The 21,165-nt window shown below is 67.1% G+C and carries 19 protein-coding genes; 8 read left to right on the top strand and 11 right to left on the bottom strand.

Annotated elements, in window-relative coordinates:
• Window positions 1–5 precede the first annotated feature (5 nt).
• From D9601_RS02860 to D9601_RS02840, 5 genes are all read right to left on the bottom strand, one after another.
• Window positions 6–725 carry an ATP-binding cassette domain-containing protein gene (locus D9601_RS02860; RefSeq protein WP_198352416.1) on the bottom strand — a complete coding sequence of 240 codons (720 nt, stop codon included), beginning with the start codon at window positions 723–725 and terminating at the stop codon, window positions 6–8.
• Complete coding sequence (locus D9601_RS02855; protein WP_198352415.1) at window positions 722–1,612, bottom strand: hypothetical protein; 891 nt, start codon at window positions 1,610–1,612, stop codon at window positions 722–724. The genes D9601_RS02860 and D9601_RS02855 overlap by 4 nt, the downstream gene beginning before the upstream one ends.
• Before the next feature lie 253 nt (window positions 1,613–1,865).
• On the bottom strand, window positions 1,866–3,395 hold the full coding sequence (locus D9601_RS02850) for an efflux transporter outer membrane subunit (protein ID WP_198352414.1): 1,530 nt from the start codon (window positions 3,393–3,395) through the stop codon (window positions 1,866–1,868).
• Between the two features lie 5 nt (window positions 3,396–3,400).
• Window positions 3,401–6,613: an efflux RND transporter permease subunit gene (locus D9601_RS02845; protein WP_198352413.1), complete on the bottom strand. Its 3,213-nt coding sequence runs from the start codon at window positions 6,611–6,613 to the stop codon at window positions 3,401–3,403.
• Window positions 6,614–6,619: 6 nt separating this feature from the next.
• Complete coding sequence (locus tag D9601_RS02840; protein ID WP_443024711.1) at window positions 6,620–7,798, bottom strand: efflux RND transporter periplasmic adaptor subunit; 1,179 nt, start codon at window positions 7,796–7,798, stop codon at window positions 6,620–6,622.
• Window positions 7,799–7,967: 169 nt separating this feature from the next.
• Here D9601_RS02840 and D9601_RS02835 point away from each other — a divergent pair, with 169 nt between their 5' ends.
• Complete coding sequence (locus D9601_RS02835; protein WP_198352411.1) at window positions 7,968–8,534, top strand: TetR/AcrR family transcriptional regulator; 567 nt, start codon at window positions 7,968–7,970, stop codon at window positions 8,532–8,534.
• A 3-nt stretch (window positions 8,535–8,537) separates the two neighbouring features.
• On the opposite strand, the gene D9601_RS02830 is transcribed toward D9601_RS02835, so the two are convergent.
• Together D9601_RS02830 and phhA are read right to left on the bottom strand one after the other, a co-directional pair.
• Entirely contained in the window at window positions 8,538–9,539 is a 1,002-nt protein-coding gene (locus D9601_RS02830; RefSeq protein ID WP_198352410.1) for an NAD-dependent epimerase/dehydratase family protein, read from the bottom strand.
• 96 nt (window positions 9,540–9,635) lie between these two features.
• On the bottom strand, window positions 9,636–10,508 hold the full coding sequence (gene phhA / locus D9601_RS02825) for a phenylalanine 4-monooxygenase (RefSeq protein WP_198352409.1): 873 nt from the start codon (window positions 10,506–10,508) through the stop codon (window positions 9,636–9,638).
• A gap of 49 nt (window positions 10,509–10,557) precedes the next feature.
• Here phhA and D9601_RS02820 point away from each other — a divergent pair, with 49 nt between their 5' ends.
• The gene (locus D9601_RS02820; protein ID WP_198353348.1) at window positions 10,558–11,211 is read left to right on the top strand and encodes a TIGR02117 family protein; all 654 of its coding nucleotides are present in this window, start codon (window positions 10,558–10,560) and stop codon (window positions 11,209–11,211) included.
• Complete coding sequence (locus D9601_RS02815; RefSeq protein WP_232473786.1) at window positions 11,157–11,960, top strand: alpha/beta hydrolase; 804 nt, start codon at window positions 11,157–11,159, stop codon at window positions 11,958–11,960. The genes D9601_RS02820 and D9601_RS02815 overlap by 55 nt, the downstream gene beginning before the upstream one ends.
• Window positions 11,961–12,216: 256 nt before the next feature.
• Here D9601_RS02815 and D9601_RS02810 read toward each other — a convergent pair whose 3' ends face one another.
• Together D9601_RS02810 and D9601_RS02805 are read right to left on the bottom strand one after the other, a co-directional pair.
• Window positions 12,217–12,495, bottom strand: a complete 279-nt coding sequence (locus D9601_RS02810; RefSeq protein WP_198352408.1) for a hypothetical protein — start codon at window positions 12,493–12,495, stop codon at window positions 12,217–12,219.
• Complete coding sequence (locus D9601_RS02805) at window positions 12,495–13,487, bottom strand: glycerophosphodiester phosphodiesterase (protein ID WP_198352407.1); 993 nt, start codon at window positions 13,485–13,487, stop codon at window positions 12,495–12,497. The genes D9601_RS02810 and D9601_RS02805 overlap by 1 nt, the downstream gene beginning before the upstream one ends.
• A 109-nt stretch (window positions 13,488–13,596) precedes the next feature.
• Here D9601_RS02805 and D9601_RS02800 point away from each other — a divergent pair, with 109 nt between their 5' ends.
• The 5 genes from D9601_RS02800 (at window position 13,597) to D9601_RS02780 (ending at window position 19,018) form a co-directional block, all read left to right on the top strand.
• Complete coding sequence (locus D9601_RS02800; RefSeq protein WP_198352406.1) at window positions 13,597–14,142, top strand: 2Fe-2S iron-sulfur cluster-binding protein; 546 nt, start codon at window positions 13,597–13,599, stop codon at window positions 14,140–14,142.
• Window positions 14,139–15,119: an FAD binding domain-containing protein gene (locus tag D9601_RS02795; RefSeq protein ID WP_198352405.1), complete on the top strand. Its 981-nt coding sequence runs from the start codon at window positions 14,139–14,141 to the stop codon at window positions 15,117–15,119. The genes D9601_RS02800 and D9601_RS02795 overlap by 4 nt, the downstream gene beginning before the upstream one ends.
• A 1-nt stretch (window position 15,120) precedes the next feature.
• On the top strand, window positions 15,121–17,358 hold the full coding sequence (locus tag D9601_RS02790) for a xanthine dehydrogenase family protein molybdopterin-binding subunit (RefSeq protein ID WP_198352404.1): 2,238 nt from the start codon (window positions 15,121–15,123) through the stop codon (window positions 17,356–17,358).
• A 141-nt stretch (window positions 17,359–17,499) separates the two neighbouring features.
• On the top strand, window positions 17,500–18,423 hold the full coding sequence (locus D9601_RS02785) for an XdhC family protein (protein WP_198352403.1): 924 nt from the start codon (window positions 17,500–17,502) through the stop codon (window positions 18,421–18,423).
• The gene (locus tag D9601_RS02780) at window positions 18,410–19,018 is read left to right on the top strand and encodes a nucleotidyltransferase family protein (RefSeq protein WP_198352402.1); all 609 of its coding nucleotides are present in this window, start codon (window positions 18,410–18,412) and stop codon (window positions 19,016–19,018) included. The genes D9601_RS02785 and D9601_RS02780 overlap by 14 nt, the downstream gene beginning before the upstream one ends.
• Before the next feature lie 33 nt (window positions 19,019–19,051).
• Here D9601_RS02780 and D9601_RS02775 read toward each other — a convergent pair whose 3' ends face one another.
• Together D9601_RS02775 and D9601_RS02770 are read right to left on the bottom strand one after the other, a co-directional pair.
• The gene (locus D9601_RS02775) at window positions 19,052–20,260 is read right to left on the bottom strand and encodes an ABC transporter permease (RefSeq protein ID WP_198352401.1); all 1,209 of its coding nucleotides are present in this window, start codon (window positions 20,258–20,260) and stop codon (window positions 19,052–19,054) included.
• Window positions 20,261–20,427: 167 nt separating this feature from the next.
• The gene (locus tag D9601_RS02770) at window positions 20,428–21,144 is read right to left on the bottom strand and encodes an ABC transporter ATP-binding protein (RefSeq protein WP_198353346.1); all 717 of its coding nucleotides are present in this window, start codon (window positions 21,142–21,144) and stop codon (window positions 20,428–20,430) included.
• Window positions 21,145–21,165 lie beyond the last annotated feature (21 nt).

The raw sequence follows: 21,165 nt of genomic DNA, 5'->3' as shown, positions 1-21,165 counted from the left end.
GGGCATCATCCCCCGCGCCGTAAGCGTTCGATCATCACGCGTTCGAACTGTCGGGGGTCGTCCGCCGCTTGGCATAAAGCGGCGCGATCCAGCATCGCTGCGACACGCCCGTTCGCGAGCATCAGACCCGCGTCACACGCCCCCGCCAGCGTGCCCAAATCATGCAGCGCGGTGACGAGCGTCAGCCCGTCGTCGGTCATGCGGCGCAGCACCTGCCGAACGTCATAGGCGGCGACTGGATCGAGCCAGTTGAACGGTTCGTCGAGGACGATGCAGCGATGCCCTCCCGCGAAGGCGGCGGCGATAGCCAGACGCTGACGCATCCCCGCCGAACATTCCCCAATCCAGCGATCGAGCAGTGCCGGAATCCCGAGCGCCGCCCACAGATCCGCCAGGCGCGCCGCATCGAGCGGCGCGTCACCGCGAGCGTAATCGAGCAACTCCCGGCCCCGCAGCAGATCGGGCAGGCGGTCCGCCGGCGGTGCGAAGCCGATGGCACGTGCGCGGGCGGCGCGATCGTCGGTAAGATCGCGCCCGCCGATCCGGCAGGTGCCGCCCACAAACGGCAAGCGACCGCTCACCGCGCGCAGCAGGCTCGTCTTGCCCGAACCGTTCGCGCCAACGATGCCGAACCATGTTCCTGGGGCGACCGACAGGTCGATGCCGTGGACGACCCTATGCCCCTCCCGTGCGACGATCGCCTCGGCGAGGTGAATCGCGATCATGGGATCATCCAAAGCTGGCGTGCGGCGCCTCGCGACATCCGCCAGAGGCTGATCAACGCGACGAACGGCGCGGCGAACGGGACCATCACCGCGACCAGAGCGACGACGCCGATCAGGACGGCGACGAGCATATCCGCCTGCCGCCGGCGGTAGAGCCGATAGGCCTGGATACGCAGCGTCAGGATCAGCAACAGCACCGAAGCGGTCAGCGCCGTCACGACTCCCGCGCTCAGCCCCATGGCCAACCCCGCAGCCACGGGCGAGAGACACAGGAAGACCAAAGCCGCAGGGAGCTGCCGCCGCAGCACGGTACTTAGGCCGTGACCCGCCATCGCCATGTATCGCACGACGGCCGGATCGACGGCCGTAAGCGACGCCGCCAGCCCCAGCGTGACGACACCGGTTTCGACGGGTTGCGCGCCTATATCGGCGGGACGGACCACCAGCAGGACGACGAGCAGCAGCGTCGCGGCAGCCAGTCCGGCAAGGGGCCGCCGCGAGAGCGAGGCGAAAGCCTGCCGCGGAGTCATGCCGCCCCCATGCCATGGCCGGACTCGATATCGCGCCACGGCCACACCGGCCGCCGCAAGCCCCAGATAGGCGGGCGCCGCGGCCATCACGAGGTCCGACCGGATGACCAGCATCGCCATCACGACCGTCAGTAGCGTGACGCCGTGGCAGCGAAGACGGTAATGACCGCGACCAATTCGATCGAGCGACAGGGCCGCCAGCACGCCATCGGCGTCGTGGAAGCGCAAGCGCTCCGCGACGAGGCGCTCCATGCCCCATGCCGCCGCACCGGCGGCTCCGATGGCGATCCACCTCGCCCGTTCGGCCGGTTGGTCGAGCAGCGCATGGCGGGCCAGCGCCAGCACGAACACCAGCATCACCGCAGCGATCAGCCGATCGTGCCAGCCGCGCAAATTCGTGGCGACCGCGCGACCGAGCAGCCGCCGATCGTGATCGAACAGACGATTCGATCCGTGGTTCTCAACCCCCATCACGGCGGAGTAGGCCGGATCGCCGCGAGCTTTTCAAGCGTCGCCAATACGAGGTCGGCGACGATCGGCCCGTGGCCGATCCTCTCTCTTGCTGCGAGCCGGCCGTGTCGGGTGGGCGCACCACCCGACGTGTCTGCGATTACTGCAGCCCGCCGCCGAGCGACCGGTACAGTTCGATCAGGTTGCTGCCCCGCGCCAGCCGGGTGGTGACGAGCTGCTGCTGCGCCGTGTAGGACGTGCGCTGGGTGTCGAGCGTGTTGAGGAAGCTTTCCACGCCCGCCCGATAGCGCGCGTCGGAGAGACGCGCGGCGACCGCGGCTGCGTTGGCGCGTGCGGTTTGCGCCGAAACCTGCTCGTCAATCGTGCCGCGCTGCGCCAGCGCATCGGCGACCTCGCGGAAGGCGGTCTGCACCGTCTTCTCATAGGTGGCGACCGCCGCCTGCTGCGAGGCCTTGGCATAATCGAGATTGCCGCGCAGGCGCCCGCCGTCGAACAGCGGCACGCCGATCGACGGCGTGCCGGTGTAGGTGAAGCTGCCCCCACCGAACAGGCCGCTCAGCGCGGTGCTGATCGTGCCGAGCGTCGCGGTCAGCGAGATACGCGGGAACAACGCGGCACGCGCCGCACCGATATTGGCGTTCTGCGCGATCAGTTGATGCTCCGCCTGCAACACGTCCGGCCGGCGCAGCAAGACCTCCGATGACACGCCGGCCGGCAACGTCGGGATGGTTGCGTCACCATTCCCCAGGCTGGCGGGCAGCAGATCGGCGGTTACCGTGGTGCCGACGAGCAGGTTGAGCGCGTTCTGATCCTGCGCAACCCGCGTCTTCAGCGCGGCGATGTCGTTGCGCGCGGCCTGATAATTGGTTTCCGCCTGCCGCGCCTCCAGCTCGGAAGCGACGCCGATGCGGAACTGCGCCTGGGTCAGTTCGAGCGTCTGCTGGAACGTCTTCAGCGAATCCTGCGAGATGCGCAGCTGGTCCTGATCCGACGCGAGCGTCAGCCAGGCGGTGGCGATTTCCGCGATCAGGCTGATCCGCGTCGAGCGCTGCGCCTCTTCGCTGGCGAAATATTGCTCCAGCGCGGCGCGGCTGAGGTTGCGGACCCGGCCGAACAGATCGAGTTCGAACGCCGAGAAACCGGCATTGACCGAATAGAATTGGAGATTGGACGAGGAGCTGCTGCCGACGCTGCCGCCGACCCCCGTACCGGTACCACCGGTCGTACCACCCGTGGCCCCGCCGGTGCCGGTGCCGCCTGTGCCGGTGCCACCGGTGCCCGATCCGCTCGCGGCACCTGTGGTGCTCGCCGCGCCGAACAGATTGTTGGTATAGGTGCCGGAGCCGCTGATCGTCGTGCTCGGCACCAGATCGGCGCGCTGGACGCGATATTGGGCGCGGGCCTGCAACACGTTGGCCGCCGCGACGCGCAGGTCGCGGTTGTTGTCGAGGCCGAGCGCGATCACCTGTTGCAGCTTCGGATCGGTGAAGAAGCTGCGCCAGCCGATCTTGGTCACGTCGGGGGCGTCGGTCGCGGCGGCGGGATAGACGCCGCCCTGCGGCAGCGTCGCCGGCACCGCGCCCGCCGGGCGGACGTATTTCGGCGCCATGTTGCAGCCGGCGAGCGACGCGCTCGCCACCAGCGCCACGATGAGGGACTTACGGGTCATCGAACTTACGCTCCCTGCGGGGCCGAGCGGCCCTGCGGTTCGTCATGAGCACCGCCGTCGTGCGGCGGCGCACCGTGCGGATCGTCATGAGCCGCCGGCTCGGCATGGCCGCCCTGACCGAACAGGCGCAGGACCACGACGAAGAACATCGGCACGAAGAAGATCGCGAGGATCGTCGCCGACAGCATGCCGCCGACCACGGCACGGCCGATCGCATTCTGGCCGCCCGCGCCAGCCCCGGTCGAGATCGCCAGCGGCAACACGCCGAAGACAAAGGCGAGGCTGGTCATCAGGATCGGCCGGAGGCGCAGCTTCGCCGCCGCCACCGCCGCGTCGAACGGCTTCAGCCCGTCGCGCATCTTCTCCTCGGCAAATTCGACGATCAGGATCGCGTTCTTCGCCGACACGCCGATCGTGGTGATCAGGCCGACCTGAAGGTAGATGTCGTTGTTGAGCCCGGTCAGCGTCGCGGCGAGCACCGCGCCAAGCACGCCGAGCGGCACCACCAGCATCACCGAGATCGGCACCGACCAGCTCTCATATAGCGCGGCGAGGCAGAGGAAGACGATCAGCAGCGACAGGCCGTACAGTGCCGGCGCCTGGCCGCCCGACAGACGTTCCTCGTAGCTGAGGCCGGTCCATTCCAGCGCCGTGCCCGGCGGCAGTTTGGCGTGGATCGCCTCCATCGCCTTCATCGCCGCACCGGACGAGACGCCGGGCGCGGGCGCGCCGAGCAGCTCCATCGACGGCAGACCGTTGTACCGGGTCAGCTGCGCCGGCGCCTGCTTCCACGACAGGGTCGAGAAAGCGGTGAATGGCGCCATCTGGCCGCTGTCGCCGCGGACGTAGAAATCGCCGACGTCCTCGGGCTTCTGGCGGTAGGGTTCATCGGCCTGGATGTAGACGCGCTTGACGCGGCCACGATCGATGAAGTCGTTGACGTAGCTGCCGCCCCAAGCGGTCGAGATCGTGCTGTTAACCGTCGACAGGTCGAGGCCGAGCGCACGCGCCTTGTCCTGATCGACGTCGATCTTGAGCTGCGGCGCGTCGTCAAGGGCGTTGGGACGCACGCCGACCAGCGACTTGTCCTGCATCGCCATGCCCAACATCATGTTGCGCGCGGCAAGCAGCTTTTCATGGCCGATACCGGATTCATCGACCAGTTGCAGGTCGAAGCCGGTGGCATTGCCGAGCTCCTGCACGGCGGGCGGGATGACCGCGAAGATCATCGCGTCCTTGAACTGCGACAAGGCTCCCATCGCCCGGCCGGCGATCGCCTGCGCCTTGTTGGCCGCGCCCTTGCGTTCATCCCACTGCTTGAGCGGGATAAAGGCGATGCCGCTGTTCTGGCCCTGGCCGGCGAAGCTGAAGCCGTTGACGGTGAAGACACCCTGGACGTTTCCGCCTTCCTTTTGCAGGAAGTGATCGCGGATCGTGTCGAGGCCCTTTTGGGTACGGGCGGTGGTGGCGCCCGGCGGCCCCTGCACCAGTGCGATCATGATCCCCTGATCCTCGTCGGGCAGGAAGCCCGTCGGCAGGCGCATGAACAGGAAGCCCATGCCCAGCACGAGCAGCAGATAGACCAGCATCGAGCGCTTCCAGCTGCGCGCCGTCCGCACCACGCCATGCTCGTAGCGGACCTGGCCCCGCTCGAACTTGTCGTTGAACCAACGGAAGAAGCGGGCAAGAATGCCGTTGCCTTCGACCTTATTGGCCTCGTGCGGCTTCAGGATCGTCGCGCATAGCGCCGGCGTCAGGATCAGCGCGACCGCGATCGACAGCACCATCGCCGAGACGATCGTGATCGAGAACTGGCGATAGATGACGCCGGTCGAGCCGCCGAAGAACGCCATCGGCAGGAACACCGCCGACAGCACCAGCGCGATGCCGATCAGCGCGCCGGTGATCTCATCCATCGACTTCCGCGCCGCCTCCTTGGGCGACAGATGCTCGGTGGTGATCAGGCGTTCGACGTTCTCGACGACGACGATCGCGTCGTCGACCAGCAGGCCGATCGCGAGCACCATGCCGAACAGGGTCAGCGTGTTGATCGAATAGCCCGCCGCGGCGAGGATGCCGAAGGTGCCGAGCAGCACCACCGGCACTGCGATCGTCGGGATCAGCGTCGCGCGCCAGTTCTGCAGGAACAGGAACATGACGAGGAAGACGAGGATCACCGCCTCGATCAGCGTATGGACGACCTGCTCCACCGACAGCCGCACGAACGGCGACGTGTCATAGGGATAGATCACCTTGACGTCGGACGGAAACTGCTTGGCGATGGCGTTGACGCGCTCCTTGACGGCGGTGACCGTGGTCAGCGCGTTGGCGCCCGGCGCGAGCTTGATGCCGATGCCGGAGGCGGGCTTGCCGTTCCATTCCGACTGGAAGCCGTAATTCTCCGCGCCGATCTCCACCCGCGCGACATCGCGCAGCCGGACCACGGCCCCGTCGGTGCCGCTCTTCAGCCGGATCGCGCCGAATTGTTCGGGCGAGGTCAGTCGCGACTCCACCGACACGGTGGCGTTGAGCATCTGCTCCTTGGGCGCCGGCTGCGCACCGATCTGGCCGGCGGACACCTGCGCGTTCTGCGCGGTGATCGCGGAGGTCACGTCCGCCATGGTCAGCGCGTAGTTGTTAAGCTTCAGCGGATCGACCCAAACGCGCATCGCATATTGCGAGCCGAACACGATCGTGTCGCCGACGCCGTTGACGCGCGCGAGCGGGTCCTGGATCTTGGACACGATATAGTCCGACAGGTCGGCACCATTGTGGCTGCCGTCCGCCGAATAGAGGCCGACGAACATCAGGAAGTTCTGCGTCGCCTTCGCGACGATCAGCCCCTGGCGCTGGACTTCCTGCGGCAACAGCGGCGTCGCCGCCTGCAGCTTGTTCTGCACCTGCACCTGCGCGATGTCGGGATCGGTGCCCTGTTCGAACGTCAGCGTGATCGTCACTTGCCCGGCCGAGGACGAGGACGAGGAGAAGTAGCGAAGGTTATCAATGCCCTTCAGCTGCTGCTCGATGATCTGCGTCGTCGTATTTTCGAGCGTCTGGGCGTCCGCGCCCGGATAGGTCGCGGTGATCGACACCGCGGGCGGTGCGATGGCCGGAAACTGCGCGATAGGCAGGCTGCGGATCGCCAGGATGCCCGCGAGCATCGTGACGATCGCCAGCACATAGGCAAAGATCGGGCGATCGATGAAATAGCGCGACATGGATTCTTACTTCGCCTGTGCCTGCGCCGGCTGGCCGGGTTGCCCCGCCGCCGGCTTCGCATTGGGATCCCAGACATGGCCCTTCACGGGCATGCCCGGCCGCAGCATCATGCCGCCCTCGACGATGACCTTGTCACCCGGCTTCAGCCCGGACGTGACGACCCAATTCTCGCCCTCCGTCCGGTTGGTCTCGAGCACGCGAGGTTCGACCTTGCCGCCCTGGCCGATGACCATCACCGTCGCCTTGCCGCGCTCGTCGCGACTGACCGCGCGTTGCGGGACGAGGATCGCATCCGCCTGCGTACCCTGGATCAACTGGGCGCGGACGAACATGCCGGGCAGCAACAGCCCGCGCGGATTGCCGAACAGCGCCCGAATCGTCTGCGAACCGGTCGACGGATCGACGGTGACGTCGGCGAAGCGCAGCGTGCCCTCGATCGGATAGGTCGTGCCGTCCTCGAGCAACAGCTTGACCCGTGCATTGCCGTCGCGCGCGACCTGGCCGGCGATGATCTGCTGGCGCAGCTTGAGCAGGTCGGCGCTCGACTGCTGAATGTCGACATAGATCGGGTCGAGCCGCTGGATCGTCGCCAGCGCCTGCGTCTGCGCGGCCGACACCAAAGCTCCGGTGGTGAACAGCGACCGACCGATGCGGCCGGTGATCGGCGCGCGGATCGTCGTCCGCGCAAGGTCGATCTGCGCCGTGCGCACCGCGGCCTGCTGCGCCGCGACGTCGGCCCGGGCCTGCGCCGCCGAGGTCTGCGCATTCTCATATTCCTGGCGCGCGATCGCGTTGATCTTGACCAGTTCGCCATAGCGGCGGGCGAGCGCCTCGCTCGACGCAATCGCGGCGCGGGCGCGAGCCAGTGCAGCGCGCGCGTTGGCGACCTGCGCCTGATAGGGCGAGGAATCGATGCGGTAGAGCGGCTGGCCGGCACGGACCATGTCGCCCTCGGTGAAGAGCCGCGCCAGGATCAGGCCATTGACCTGAGGCCGGACGTCCGACGTCTCATAGGCGGCAGTGCGCCCGGGCAGCTCGGTGGTGACCGAGACCGGCTGGGTCTTCATTTCGACATAGCCGACTTCCGCCGGCCCTTGCTGCTGCTGCGCCGGTTGACCGCCGCCATTGCTTCCGCAACCGGCAAGCACCAGCGCCAACGCCACCACCCTGTGTCGGCCATTCATCATGCTGTAATCCGCTAGACAATATGTGAGTGATCGTTCACTCTCATTTTTGCTGCTACTGCGAAGACGGACGGAGCGTCAAGCGTCGAGATGAAGATAAACTACGATGAACGATAGCGTTGGTGGTTGCCCCCTGCCCCCGAGCCGGGCCGAACAGCGCCGCCGGTTGGTGATCCAAACTGCGCGCAAGTTATTCATGGATCACGGCTTTCATGCCACCGGCATGGCCCAGCTCGCCAAGGAATCGGGTGTTGCGGTGGGTCAAATCTATCGCGACTTCGCGTCCAAGGAAGATATCGTCGCGGCGATCTGCAACGCCGATTGTCGCGAATATATGCTCGACCGGCAGCTGCGACAGGCGATCGAGTCGGACGATTCGGAGGGGGTTCGCGCCTGGTTGCGCCACTTTCTCGACGCGGACGATCCGGAGGACGATGACCGGCTGTTCGCCGAAATCGTCGCCGAGGCGACCCGCAACGATCGGATCGCGTCGATCTTTCACGAACTGCGCGGCGAGTTCCAGGGCAAGCTGCACGCCGCGCTGGTGATGCTGGCGCCGGGCGATGCCTTTGCGGAGCGGCGACAGCTGATCGCGGACATGATCATGTCGCTGTCGCTGGGGCTGATGTATTTCCAGCTGCTCCACCGGCCGGACAATATGGATGCGCTGACGACGATGCTGATCAGCCTGGTCGATCGTGAGGTCGACGCGTTGTGCGCCGACGCGCGGGCCTGACGGTCAGCGGTCGGCCCACTCCCGGAACCAGGCAACGAAGCGCGGCACACCATCGTCGATCGTCGTCGTGGGACAATAGCCCAAATCACGGGTCGCCGAATCGATATCGGCAAAGGTGCGCACCACGTCGCCGGGCTGTATCGGCAGGTCTTCCCGAACCGCACGCCGACCGATCGCCTGTTCCAGCAGAGCGATGACGCGGCCCAGCGGTTCGCAACGGTGGTTGCCGAGATTGTAGAGGGCGTGCGGGCCAACGCTGCCGCCGGACTTGGCCTTGCCGTCATCAGCCGGTGCCCGGTCATGCGCGGCGAGGACGCCGGCGACGATATCGTCGATGAAGGTGAAGTCGCGCTCCATCCGCCCCTGGTTGAAAACCGGGATCGGCTCGCCGCGCAGAATCTTGCCGGTGAAGATCCACATCATCATATCGGGCCGGCCCCATGGGCCATAGACGGTGAAGAAGCGCAGCCCCGTCTGCGGCAGACGGAAGAGATGCGCATAGCTCTCGCTCATCAGTTCATTGGCGCGTTTGGTCGCCGCATAGAGCGAGAGCGGTCGGTCGACACGATCCTCGACGCAAAACGGGACTGCGGCATTGCCGCCATATATCGAGGACGACGAGGCATAGACCAGATGCTCGACCCGTCGTGCGCGGGCAAGTTCGAGCAGGTTGAGGTGGCCGACGAGGTTCGCCTGGCCATAGACCTCCGGCCGCTCGACGGAATAGCGCACACCGGCCTGCGCACCGAGATGGACGATGCGCTCAAAGTCCTGGCCTTTCAGCGCGGCGGTCAGCTCGCCGGGATCGGCGAAGTCGAGACGGTGGAAGGCAAAACGATCACCGAATGCCGCCCGTAACTGGGCAAGCCGTGCGTGCTTGAGCGCCGGATCGTAGTAATCGTTGAGCGAATCGATCCCGATCACCCGATCGCCGCGGGCCAGCAACGCCGCTGCGACGCTCATGCCGATGAAGCCGGCAGCTCCGGTAACCAGCGTCGTCGGCATGCAAGGTCCCTGCGAATCGAGCTCTACGGTCCGCCATCCGCCGGCGAACCGGGCCGCGAACGGTTCGGGCCGCCTCTATGACCTTCTAGCGACGCGTCAACCGTTAGCCTTGGCAAGGGCATAAGCCTGGGTGCCGCGGGTCATCACCCTGTCGTCGGGCAGGATCTCGGCGACCGGAATGTCGGGCTGTGCCTTGAGCTGCGCGTACAGCGGGGCAAAGTCCGTCTCGACCGTGATCCGCAGCAGCTCGTCGAAGCTCGGGATGACGAAATAATTCTGCTGGAAATCGTCGATGCGATATTCGGTCCGCATCACCCGCACGATGTCGAAGCCGATGCGATGGGGGCTCGGATCGTCGAGCGCGAAGCGGCTTTCGGCATAGCTGGATACGATGCCCGAGCCGTAGATGCGCAGGTCGCCCCCTTCCTGCACCAGCCCGAATTCGACGGTATACCAGTACAGGCGGCCGAGATATTTCAGCGCGTCGAGCCCGAGCGCGCGCTGTCCGCCGCGGCCATAGGCCTCCAGATAGTCGGCGAACACCGGGTCGGCGAGCATCGGCACATGACCGAACACGTCGTGAAAGACGTCCGGCTCCTGCAGATAGTCGAGCTGGTCCGGGCGCCGGATGAAATTGCCGGCGACGAAACGGCGGTTCGCCATATGGTCGAAGAAGACGTCGTCGGGCACCAGTCCCGGCACGGCGACGACCTGCCAGCCGGTCAGCGCCATCAGACGGTCCGACAATTCCTCGAAATCGGGAATGCCCGGCTTCGACAGCTTCAGCACGTCGAGCCCGCGCAGATAGGCCCCCGACGCGCGGCCGGGAAGCAGCTTGGATTGCCGCGCGAACAACGTATCCCAGGTGGCATGGTCCTCGGCCGTATAATGCTGCCAATCCTGCGGGATCGTCCAGTCGGCGGCAGCGCCCGGCGGGGGCGAGTCGAGCATGTGGGTATCGTCGGCCATGCGTCATCCTAACAGAAGGTATCCGATGAAACTATACGCGTGGAGGTTGATGCGGATCACCGGCCAAGGCCTGCTGGGGTTGACGTTGGCGCTTGGCGTCTATGCCGCCGCGGGGCTGATCGGCGGTGCCATCCCGGTCCATGCGGACTGGCGTCCCGCCGCTCGTGGCATCCCCGTTTGGATCGAATCGAACGGCGTCCACGTCGGCCTGGTTCTGCCGAAAAGCGCGGCCGGCGTGGATCTCGCGCCCTTTGCGCCGGGCACGGATCTGCGTGACCCGCGCTACGCCGCTTACGACCATCTCGCGATCGGTTGGGGAGAAAAGGACTTCTACCTCGGCACGCCGCACTGGGCGGACGTCCGGCTTCGCACGATCATGGCGGCGGCGATCGGCAGCGACACGACAGTGTTGCATATCGAGCACGTCCCCGGCCCGATCGAGGGTGCGCGGAAGATCATGCTTCGCCCCGACGAATATCGTCGGCTAGCGACATTCGTTCAGGCAACCTTCAAGCGCGACGGTCGTATATTTCAGGGATATGACAACAACGATGCCTTCTATCCGGCGCGGGGCCGCTACAGCGCGTTGCGGACATGCAACAGCTGGGTCGGGGAAGCGTTGCGCCACGCCGGCGTGCGGATAGGCCGATGGACACCTTTTCCGGTCACCGTGACAGGCTGGTTTCCACCAACGACGGCTTAGCGCCGTTCCGTCGACTGCTGAGCGATGCCCTGGCGCGTCGCCCGCGGCACGATGCGGCGGACGAAACCCTGGCCGCGCCGCCGCCATCGCTGTTCGCCGCGGAGTTTCCGCGGGTCGCTTGGATGCTGGCGACGCGCTGGCGGCATCGCGAGGCCTTGGCGGCGGTGCCGCCCGGACGCGGCGGTGCCGTGATGGTGCTGCCCGGCCTGTTCGACTCGGATGGGTCAAGCCTCGTGCTGCGGCGGTTCCTGGGCGGCCTCGGTTACCGGGCGCAGGGCTGGGGCCTCGGTCGTAACCTCGGCGCGCGCAGCGCCGACGGCGATGCCAGCCGGCTGATCGCGCGGGTCGAGGCGCTCGCAGCGGAGGCCGGCCCGGTCGCGCTGGTCGGCGTCAGCCTGGGTGGGCTGATGGCGCGTCTGGTCGCGCATCGCCGACCCGATCTCGTGTCCCGGGTGATCACCGTCAGTTCGCCCTATGCGGGCAGCGGCAGGGCGACCAACGTCTGGCGCGCCTTCGAATGGGCGACGGGCGAGCGGCTCGACGATCCGGCAGTGGTCGCCCGTTGCGAGGAGATCGCCGCCCCCCTGCCGGTGCCGGCAACCGCGATCTGGAGCCGCCACGACGGTATCGTCAACGGTCGCATCTGCCATGACCCGAGCGCGACCTGCGTCGAGGTGTCGAGCGGACACCTTGGCGCGCACATCCATCCGGAGGTGCTGATCGCGATTGCCGAGGCGTTGGGGAAGTAACGCTAGGATTGATTGACATTCAGCACCACAGGCTTTGGGAACGCCCTGCCGCCATTCCCGCGAAGGCGGGAATCCAGACGCGCGGAGGCTGCTTGTAGGGCCGCGACGTCAGGGGTTCCGGATCGCCGCCTGCGCGGCGATAACGAATCATGGCCTGCCATGCCGAAGGTCGATCGGCTCTAGGGGACAGGTCAGGCGGCCAGCCCCCGCCCCCCCCCCGCGTTTGCGGGAAGGAATCCAAAGCGCTGTGCGGAGCTCAATATCCCGCGCGGTACCCCGAATATTGGCAAGCATCCTGGTCGTCGGGGTGCTTGCGGCAGCGCTCCGCCGCCTTCTTGCGCTCGCGGCCTTCCTTCGCCTCCTGCTTGCGCATCTTTCGGCCGTAGTTGCGATCGGCCTCCGATTGGCTGGTCGTGGTCCAGTCGACCGCCTTGCCGACGACCTGGAAGGGCGCCTTGACGATCGAGGTCGCGGTGCTGACGCAGCCGCTCGTGGCGAGGGCGAGCAGGGGAAGAAGCAAACAGGCCTTACGCATTACGGATGTTCCCTGGCGGCATTACGCGCCTCCACCCCTTCTAGCGGAAAATCGGTGAAGAATCCGTCGATACCCTGGTTCAGCGCGGCGCGGATTTCGCCCCGCACGTCGCCCTGCGCACTTGGGTCGTCGCCACGACGAAAGGGTGCCCGCAGGAACTGGTTCTCGGCGCGATACGTCCAGGGGTGGACGCGCAAGCCGGCGGCATGGGCATCGGCGACTAAAGTCGACGGCTGCTCCCCATGCCACAGCTGCGCCTTGTTCGGTCCGATGCCCCAGGCATAGGTCGCGATCTGCCGCAGCCCCGCCGGCGTCAGCATCGCGGCATAGGACGCCGCGGCGCGATCGGCCGGCCCGCCCTCCCCGTCGACCAATTGGATCAGGCAGATACCGGTCAGATCGTGGATGCGCCGCAAGTTGGCGACCTCGAATGACTGGATGAAGACCGGCGCGTCCGCGCTGCTCCACCCTGCCGCCTTGAGCTGGTCGACCAGCAGGACGTCGGTAGGATGGCCGATGCCGGCGAAATAGGTCGGATGCTTGGTTTCGGGATAAATGGCGATCGTCCGCCCCAATTCGTGCGAACGACGCTTGGCGAGCGCGATGATCTCCGCCAGCGACGGCACTTCGAATTGGCGGTCATAGGCGGCATTGGCGCGCCGCACCTCGGGCAGGCGCTCGCGGGCGCGAAGCGTCTTCAGTTCGGCGAGGGTAAAATCCTCGGTGAACCAGCCCGTCACCTGCTGCCCGTCGATCGTCTTCGTCGTCCGACGTTTGGCGAATTCGGGATGCTGCGCGACATCGGTGGTGCCGCCGATCTCATTCTCATGACGAGCGACCAGCACGTCGTCCCGGGTCGGCACCAGATCGGGCTCGATCACGTCGGCACCCTGTTCGATCGCCAGTTCATAAGCGGCCAGGGTATGCTCGGGGCGATAGCCGCTCGCGCCGCGGTGCGCGATGACGATCGGAGGCGACAGGGGTGTGGTCATGCCGCCCTTGTGCCCGTCCGCAACCGTACGGGCCAGTGAGACCGATTCGCATCCGGAAACGATCAGCAAACAAGACGTTAAGCTGCGGATCAACCAGGGGCTCCGCCACATGCGCTTTACCATCAACGGGCAATCCCATCAGGCGGACGTCGACATCCGCACTTCCCTGCTCGACCTGTGCCGCGAGCATCTCGGCCTGACCGGCAGCAAGAAAGGGTGCGACCACGGCCAGTGCGGTGCGTGCACCATGCTGGTCAACGGACGCCGCGTGAACAGCTGCCTGTCGCTCGCCGTGATGCATCAGGATGACGAGATCGTGACGATCGAGGGGCTGGGCACGCCGGATCAGCTCCACCCGCTGCAATCCGCCTTTGTCCGTCACGACGGCTATCAGTGCGGCTATTGCACCCCCGGGCAGATCTGCTCGGCGGCGGGCATGCTCGACGAGGTGAAGAAGGGCTGGCCGAGCTACGTCAGCGACGACCTGACCGCGCCGGAATTCGGCGACGAGGAGATCAGCGAGCGGATGAGCGGCAATCTGTGCCGCTGCGCCGCCTATCCCAATATCGTCGACGCGATCCGCGAGGTGGCGTCGTCGTCGGGCGACGCGAAGACCGCGCCGACGCCCCGCGAGCCGGCGGAGGCGGGCGCATGAAGACCTTCACCTACGAAAAGGCGACGACCGCGGACGAAGCGGTGCGCGACATCGACCATGTCGGGGCCAAGTTCATCGCCGGCGGCACCAATTTGCTCGACTTGATGAAGCTGCAGGTCGAGACGCCGGACAAACTGGTCGACATCAGCCGCCTGCCCCTCGGCGAGATCGAAGAGCGCGAGGACGGCGGGCTGACCATCGGCGCGCTGGTGCCGAACAGCGACCTCGCCGCCGATCCGCGCGTCATCGCCAAATATGAGGTACTGAGCCGCGCCCTGCTCGCCGGTGCCAGCGGCCAGCTGCGCAACAAGGCGACCACGGGCGGCAATTTGCTGCAGCGGACCCGCTGCTATTATTTCTACGACACTGCGATGCCCTGCAACAAGCGGACGCCCGGTGCGGGCTGCTCGGCAATCGGCGGCTTCAACCGCGTGCTCGCGGTGCTCGGCACGTCGGATCATTGCATCGCGACGCATCCGGGCGACATGCCGGTGGCGATGCGCGCACTCGACGCGACGATCATCACGCTCAAGGCGGACGGCGACAAGCGACGGATCAGCATTCATGACTTCTACCGCCTGCCGGGCGACCGCCCGGACATCGAGACGGTGTTGGAGCCGGGCGAGCTGATCACCCATGTCGAATTGCCGGCACCGCCAGAGGGCAAGCAGGTCTACCGCAAGGTCCGCGACCGCGCCTCCTACGCCTTCGCGCTCGTCTCGGTCGCGGGCGTGGTCAAGGTGGCGGACGGCAAGATCGAAGCCGCGTCACTCGCCTTCGGCGGCCTGGGGCCGATGCCGTGGCGCAATCCGGCGGTGGAGGCGGCGCTGGTCGGCCAGGCGCCGTCCGACACCGCCTTCGCCGCGGCCGCCGACGCCTTGCTCGCCGACGCAAAGGGCTACGGCAGCAACGACTTCAAGATCCCGCTTGCGCGCCGGGTCCTGATCGCCACCCTGCGCGAGCTGACGGGAGAATAACATGTTCGGTTTCGGCAAGAGCGACACCAACGCGCTGACCATGGACAAGCCGCATCCGGACAGCCTGCTCGACACGGGCGCGCAGGACGTGATCGGCAAGCCGATCGACCGGATCGACGGCCCGCTGAAGGTGTCGGGCCGCGCCATCTATGCGGCGGAATACGACATTCCCAACCTCGCCTACGGCTTCCTCGTCCGTGCCACGGTCGGCTCGGGCAAGGTCGTCGACATCAACGCCGACGCCGTGCGCGGCCTGCCGGGCGTGATCGACGTCATCACCGACTACAAGACCTTTATTCGCAATCCCGGCCAGGGCGGCGACCGCAAGAAGCCGCAGCAAGGCGTCGACGACGTGGCCTATTTCGGCGAACCGATCGCGATCGTCGTCGCCGAAAGCTACGAGGCGGCACGCGATGCGGCGCAGCAGCTGACCGTCGAATATGAAGAGAAGGACGGGCGTTACGACTTCGCCGCCTATCGCGACGAACACGACAAGCCGCCCGAAGGTGTGATGCCGCCCTATACCGGCACCGGCGATCCCGATGCCGCATTCGACGCGGCGGCGATCAAGATCGACGCGACCTATACCACGCCCAGCCAGAATTCGGCGGCGATGGAGCCGCATGCCAGCATCGCGCTGTGGCAGGACGATGAGCTGCACCTCTACGGCGCCTACCAGATGCTGTCGACTGACCGCATCCAGCTCGCCAAGGCCCTTGGGATGAAGCCCGACAAAGTGCGGATCGTCGCGCGCTTCGTGGGCGGCGGCTTCGGCTCCAAGCTGGGCATCGCGCCGGAGAGCGTCGCCGCGGCGGTGGCGGCGAAGCAGATCGGCCGCCCGGTCAAATGCGCCATGGCGCGGCAGCAGGTGTTCGACGCGACAGTGCGCCGCTCCAACACCGAGCAGCGCGTGCGGCTCGGCGCGGATACTGACGGCAAGCTGTCGATGCTCGGGCACAATTGCCTCGTCTCGAACCTCCCCGAAGAGGGCTTCTTCGAACCGTGCGGTCAGGCGACTCAGTTCCTCTACGCCGCCCCCAACATCACCATCACGCACGACATCGTACGGCTCGACTGGCTGCTCGCGGCGTCGATGCGCGCGCCGGGCGAGGCGGTCGGTATGATCGCGCTGGAATGCGCGATGGACGAGCTGGCGGAGGCGGTCGGGATCGACCCGATCGAGCTGCGCAAGCGCAACGAGCCGACCGAACATCCGATCGATCATATCCCCTTCTCCACCCGGCAACTGGTGCCGTGCATGGACCGCGGTGCCGCGCTGTTCGGCTGGAGCAAGCGGCAGGCGAAGCCGGCGAGCGATCGTCGCGGCGAATGGCTCTACGGCATGGGCATGGCCGCCTCAGCGCGATCGAACATGCTGCAGAAGTCGAGCGCCAAGGTGTCGATCGACGGCCAGGGCCATGCCACGGTCGAAACCGACATGACCGACATCGGCACCGGCACCTATACGATCCTGGCGCAGATCACCGCCGAGATCCTGGGCCTGCCGATCGCCGACGTGACGGTGAAGCTGGGCGACACCGCGTTCCCGCCCGCCGCCGGCTCGGGCGGATCGTTCGGCGCCGGGTCGAGCGGGACCTCCGTCTATCTCGCCTGCGAAGCGCTGCGCGGGCAGATCGCCGAGAAGATGGGCGTCGCGACGGACGCGCTGACGCTAAAGGATGGCGGCGCGATTGGCGACAACCGCTCGGTGCCGCTTGCCGAATTGGTCGGCGACGGGATCGAGGCGACCGGGCAGGTCGCCCCCGGCAAGCAGGAGAAGGAGACGCTGCAGTCGAGCTACGGCGCCCATTTCTGCGAGGTCGCGGTCAATGCGGTGACCGGCGAGGTGCGGATCAAGCGCATGCTCGGCGTCTTCGCCGGCGGTCGCATCCTCAACGCCAAGACCGCGCGGTCGCAGATTCTCGGCGGGGTGACGTTCGGGATCGGCGCGGCGCTGTCGGAGGAGCTGGTGCACGATCCCCGCAACGGCAAGGTGGTGAATCGCGACCTCGCCGAATATCACGTGCCGGTGAATGCCGACATTCCGCAGATCGACGTGGAATTCCTGTCGGAGCGCGACATTCACGCCAATCCGATGCATGCGAAGGGGCTAGGTGAATTGGGCATTTCCGGTGCCGGCGCAGCCGTGGCGAACGCTATCTACAATGCCACCGGCGTGCGGGCTCGCGACTTCCCGCTGACGCTCGACAAGCTGCTCGACGGCTTGCCGGCCGTCTAGCATAGTCTCCCCGCTTGCGGGGAGCGGGACCGTCGAAGGCGGTCGCAGGGGGCTTCCTCAAACGTAACCGTTGGTGGATAGCCCCCTCCACCAGCTTCGCTGGTCCCCTCCCCGTGCCCGGGAGGATCGAGAGAGAACGACATGGCCGAGAACGACAGCGTCATAGCCGCCGCAAGATCCTGGGCGGGGGAGCCGATGGCGCTGGCAACCGTGGTGTCGACCTGGGGTTCGGCACCGCGACCGCGCGGCAGCCACATGCTTGTTCACGCCGATGGCCGATTCGAAGGATCGGTGTCCGGCGGCTGCGTGGAAAGCGACATCCTGCAGACCGCGGCCGAGGTGATCGCCGGCGCACCTTTCCAGGTCAAGACATACGGCGTTGCTGACGCCTCTGCCTGGGAGGTCGGCTTGCCCTGCGGCGGCGAGATCGCGGTGATGGTGCAGCCGGTGTCGGCGGCGGGCTTCGACCCCGAATTGTTCGACCGGATCGGCGAGGCGCGCGACGACGGGCGGGCGCTGACCGTCACCACCGACCTCGCCACCGGTCACAGCGACCTGCGCCCGCAGGAGACGGGTGAGGTCTTCATCAATCGCTACGATCCGCCGCGCCGTCTGCTGATTGTCGGCGCGGTGCAGATCGCCCAGGCGCTGGCGCAGCTGTCGACCACGCTCGGCATTGAGACGGTGGTGATCGACCCGCGCGCCCGGTTCCTGACCGAGGAGCGCTTCCCCGGCACGACGCTGGACGATCGCTGGCCGGACGAGGCGGTGGCTGCCCTGGATCCCGGCCCGTCAACGGCGGTGGTGACGTTGAGTCACGACATCAAGATCGACGATCCGGCACTGATCGCCGCGCTGGCCAGTGACGCCCCCTATGTCGGCGCGCTCGGCAGCCGGCGCAGCCATGCCGCGCGGCGCGAGCGGCTGGCGCAGGCCGGGCTCAGCGCCGAACAGATCGACCGGATCGACGGCCCCGTCGGCCTCGACATCGGCGCGATCGGCCCGTCGGAGATCGCGCTGTCGATCGCCGCCGCAATGGTGAAGGCCTTCCATGATCCGCGCTGAGGATTGCGTGCTGGTCCTGCTCGCCGCGGGACGATCGTCGCGGATGGGCGACATCGGCAGCAAGCTCGACCAATTGTTCCTCGGCCGGCCGCTTGGCCTGCATGTCGCCGTCGCGCTGGAGGACATGCCGTTCCGCGAGCGGGTCGCGGTGTGCGGCGGCGCGGAATGCGACTATGCGCAGCACGGCTTCTCCGTCGTCCGCAACGAGGATCCGGATCAGGGCCTGTCGCATTCGGTGCGGCTCGGCGTCGAGCGTGCGCGGGCCGTGGGCGCGCGGGCAATCGTGCTGGCGCTCGCCGACATGCCGCGGGTGACGGCGACCCATATCTATGCGCTGCTCGAGGCGGCGGACGGCGAGGATGCGGTGGTCGCGTCGAGCGACGGCCGCAGTCCCAAACCGCCGTGCGTCTTCGGCCGCGACCGGTTCGACGCTTTGTGCGATCTGGAAGGCGATGCCGGTGCGCGTGCGCTGATCCTGGCCGGCAAGCACGTCGTCACCGTCCCCGCGGAACTGATCGACGTCGACACGCCCGAGGAGCTGGAGGAGTTGCGCCGGCTGGTCCACGCGCCGGAGGCACGGACGCGCTGGCGCTAGCCCCCCTCCCGCAGGCGGGGGGGGGGGGGCCGGTCACTCGTGCCGCAGCGCGTCGATCGGATTGAGCGCCGCCGCGCGCCGCGCCGGGAAATAGCCGAAGACGACGCCGATGATCGCCGAGATGGCGAAGGCGATGACGTTGATCTCCGGCACGAACAGGAACGGCAGGCTGCCGAGATAGGACAACAGCCCCACCGCGGCCTGGGCGATGACCAGCCCGATCAGTCCGCCCAGCATCGACAGGGCCACCGCCTCTACCAGGAACTGGGTCAGCACCTCGCTGGCGACCGCGCCGATCGCCAGGCGGATGCCGATCTCGCGCGTCCGCTCGGTCACCGACACCAGCATGATGTTCATGATGCCGATGCCGCCGACCACCAGGCTGATCGCCGCCACCGCGGTGACGATCCGGGTCAGCAGCGTCGTCGTGCTGGAGAGCGTGTCGCTGATCTGCTTGGTGTCGAAGATGTTGAAATCGTCGTCCTTGCCGGCGGTGATGTTGCGCCGCTCGCGCAGCAGATCGGTGATCCCGGCCTGCACGGTGCTGGTCGAATAGGCCTGGTCGACGCCGACCAGCATCAACCGGATGTCGCGATTGCCGGTGAAGCGGCGCTGCACCGCCTTGATCGGCATGATGACGACATCGTCCTGGTCGCCGCCGAAGCCCGCCTGACCGCGCGTCGACAACACGCCGATCACGTCGCAGCTGATGCTGCCGATGCGGAAGCGGGTGCCGACCGCGTCGCCGCCGCGCCACAGATTCTGGCGCACGGTGTTGCCGATGATGCACACCGCCTTGCCCGCGCTTTCCTCCTGCCCGGTCCAATAGCGGCCCGCGGTCAGCGGCCAGGCCTGCACCTGGAAATAGGCGTTGGTCGTGCCGTTGATCGTCGTCTGCCAGTTGGCGCCTTCATAGATCGCCGTGGCACTGGCCTGCGCCTGCGGCGCGACCGCCGAGACGCCGGCAATCTGCTGGGCGATCGCGGTGACGTCCTCCGGCTTGAACGGCGCGGGCGGCGGACCGCCGCCGCCACGGCCGAAGCCCTGGCCGGGACGGACCTGCAGGATATTGGTGCCGAGCGACGAGATATTCTTCTGCACCTGCGCGGTGGTGGCGCGGCCGAGCGTCACCATCGTCACCACCGCGGCGACGCCGATGATGATGCCGAGCGTGGTCAGGAACGAGCGCAGCTTGTGCCGCGCGATCGAGCGCAGGGCGAGGAGGAGCGTGGTGCCGAGCATTTATTGGGCCTTCTTCCCCTCTCCCCCCGGGAGAGGGGCAAGCCGCCGGAGGCGGCGCGGGGTGAGGGCGTGTACGCGGCCAGCCGTGGACGACACCCTCACCCTTCCGCCGCCCTGCGGGCGGCTCCCTCCCTCTCCCGCAGGGAGAGGGAATTGACGCGCGCCCCTCACGCCACCGGCTCCCCGGCGTGATGGTTGCGTTCGATCCGTTCGACCAGGCCGTCCTTGAAGTGCACCACCGTGTGCGCAAACGCCGCCATGTCTGGCTCGTGCGTCACCATCAACACGGTGATGCCGCTGTTGGCGTTGAGGTCGGACAGCAATTCCATGATCTCCACCGACCGCTCGCTGTCGAGGTTGCCGGTCGGTTCGTCGGCGAGCAGCACGTCGGGCTGGGTGACGATCGCCCGCGCGATGGCGACACGCTGTTGCTGGCCGCCGGACAGTTCGGCGGGCGTATGGTCCCACCATTTCTCCAGGCCGACCTTGGCGAGCGCCGCCATTGACGCCTCGCGCCGCGCCTGCTTGTTGTCGCCGCGGTAGAGCAGCGGCAGCTCGACATTCTCCAGCGCGGTGGTGCGCGCGAGCAGATTGAACCCCTGGAACACGAAGCCGAGATATTTCCGCCGCAACAGCGCACGCTGATCGCGGTCGAGCGCCTCGACGTGATGGCCGCGGAACAGGAACTCTCCCCCGGTCGGCACGTCGAGACAGCCGAGAATGTTCATCGTCGTCGACTTGCCCGATCCCGACGCGCCCATCACCGCGATGAAGTCGCGCGCATGGATGTCGAGGTCGATGCCCTTCAGCGCCTGGAAGGCGGTCGCCCCCTCGCCATAGGTCTTGGTGATGCCGCGCAGCCGGATCAGCGGCGGCGCCGCCAGATCCGGGCCGCCGCCGGGGCG

Source organism: Sphingomonas sp. MA1305 (genome assembly GCF_016107325.1).
Taxonomy (GTDB): domain Bacteria; phylum Pseudomonadota; class Alphaproteobacteria; order Sphingomonadales; family Sphingomonadaceae; genus Sphingomonas.
Note: the sequence above shows the minus strand (reverse complement) of the source record. Positions and strands in the feature narration are given on the sequence as shown.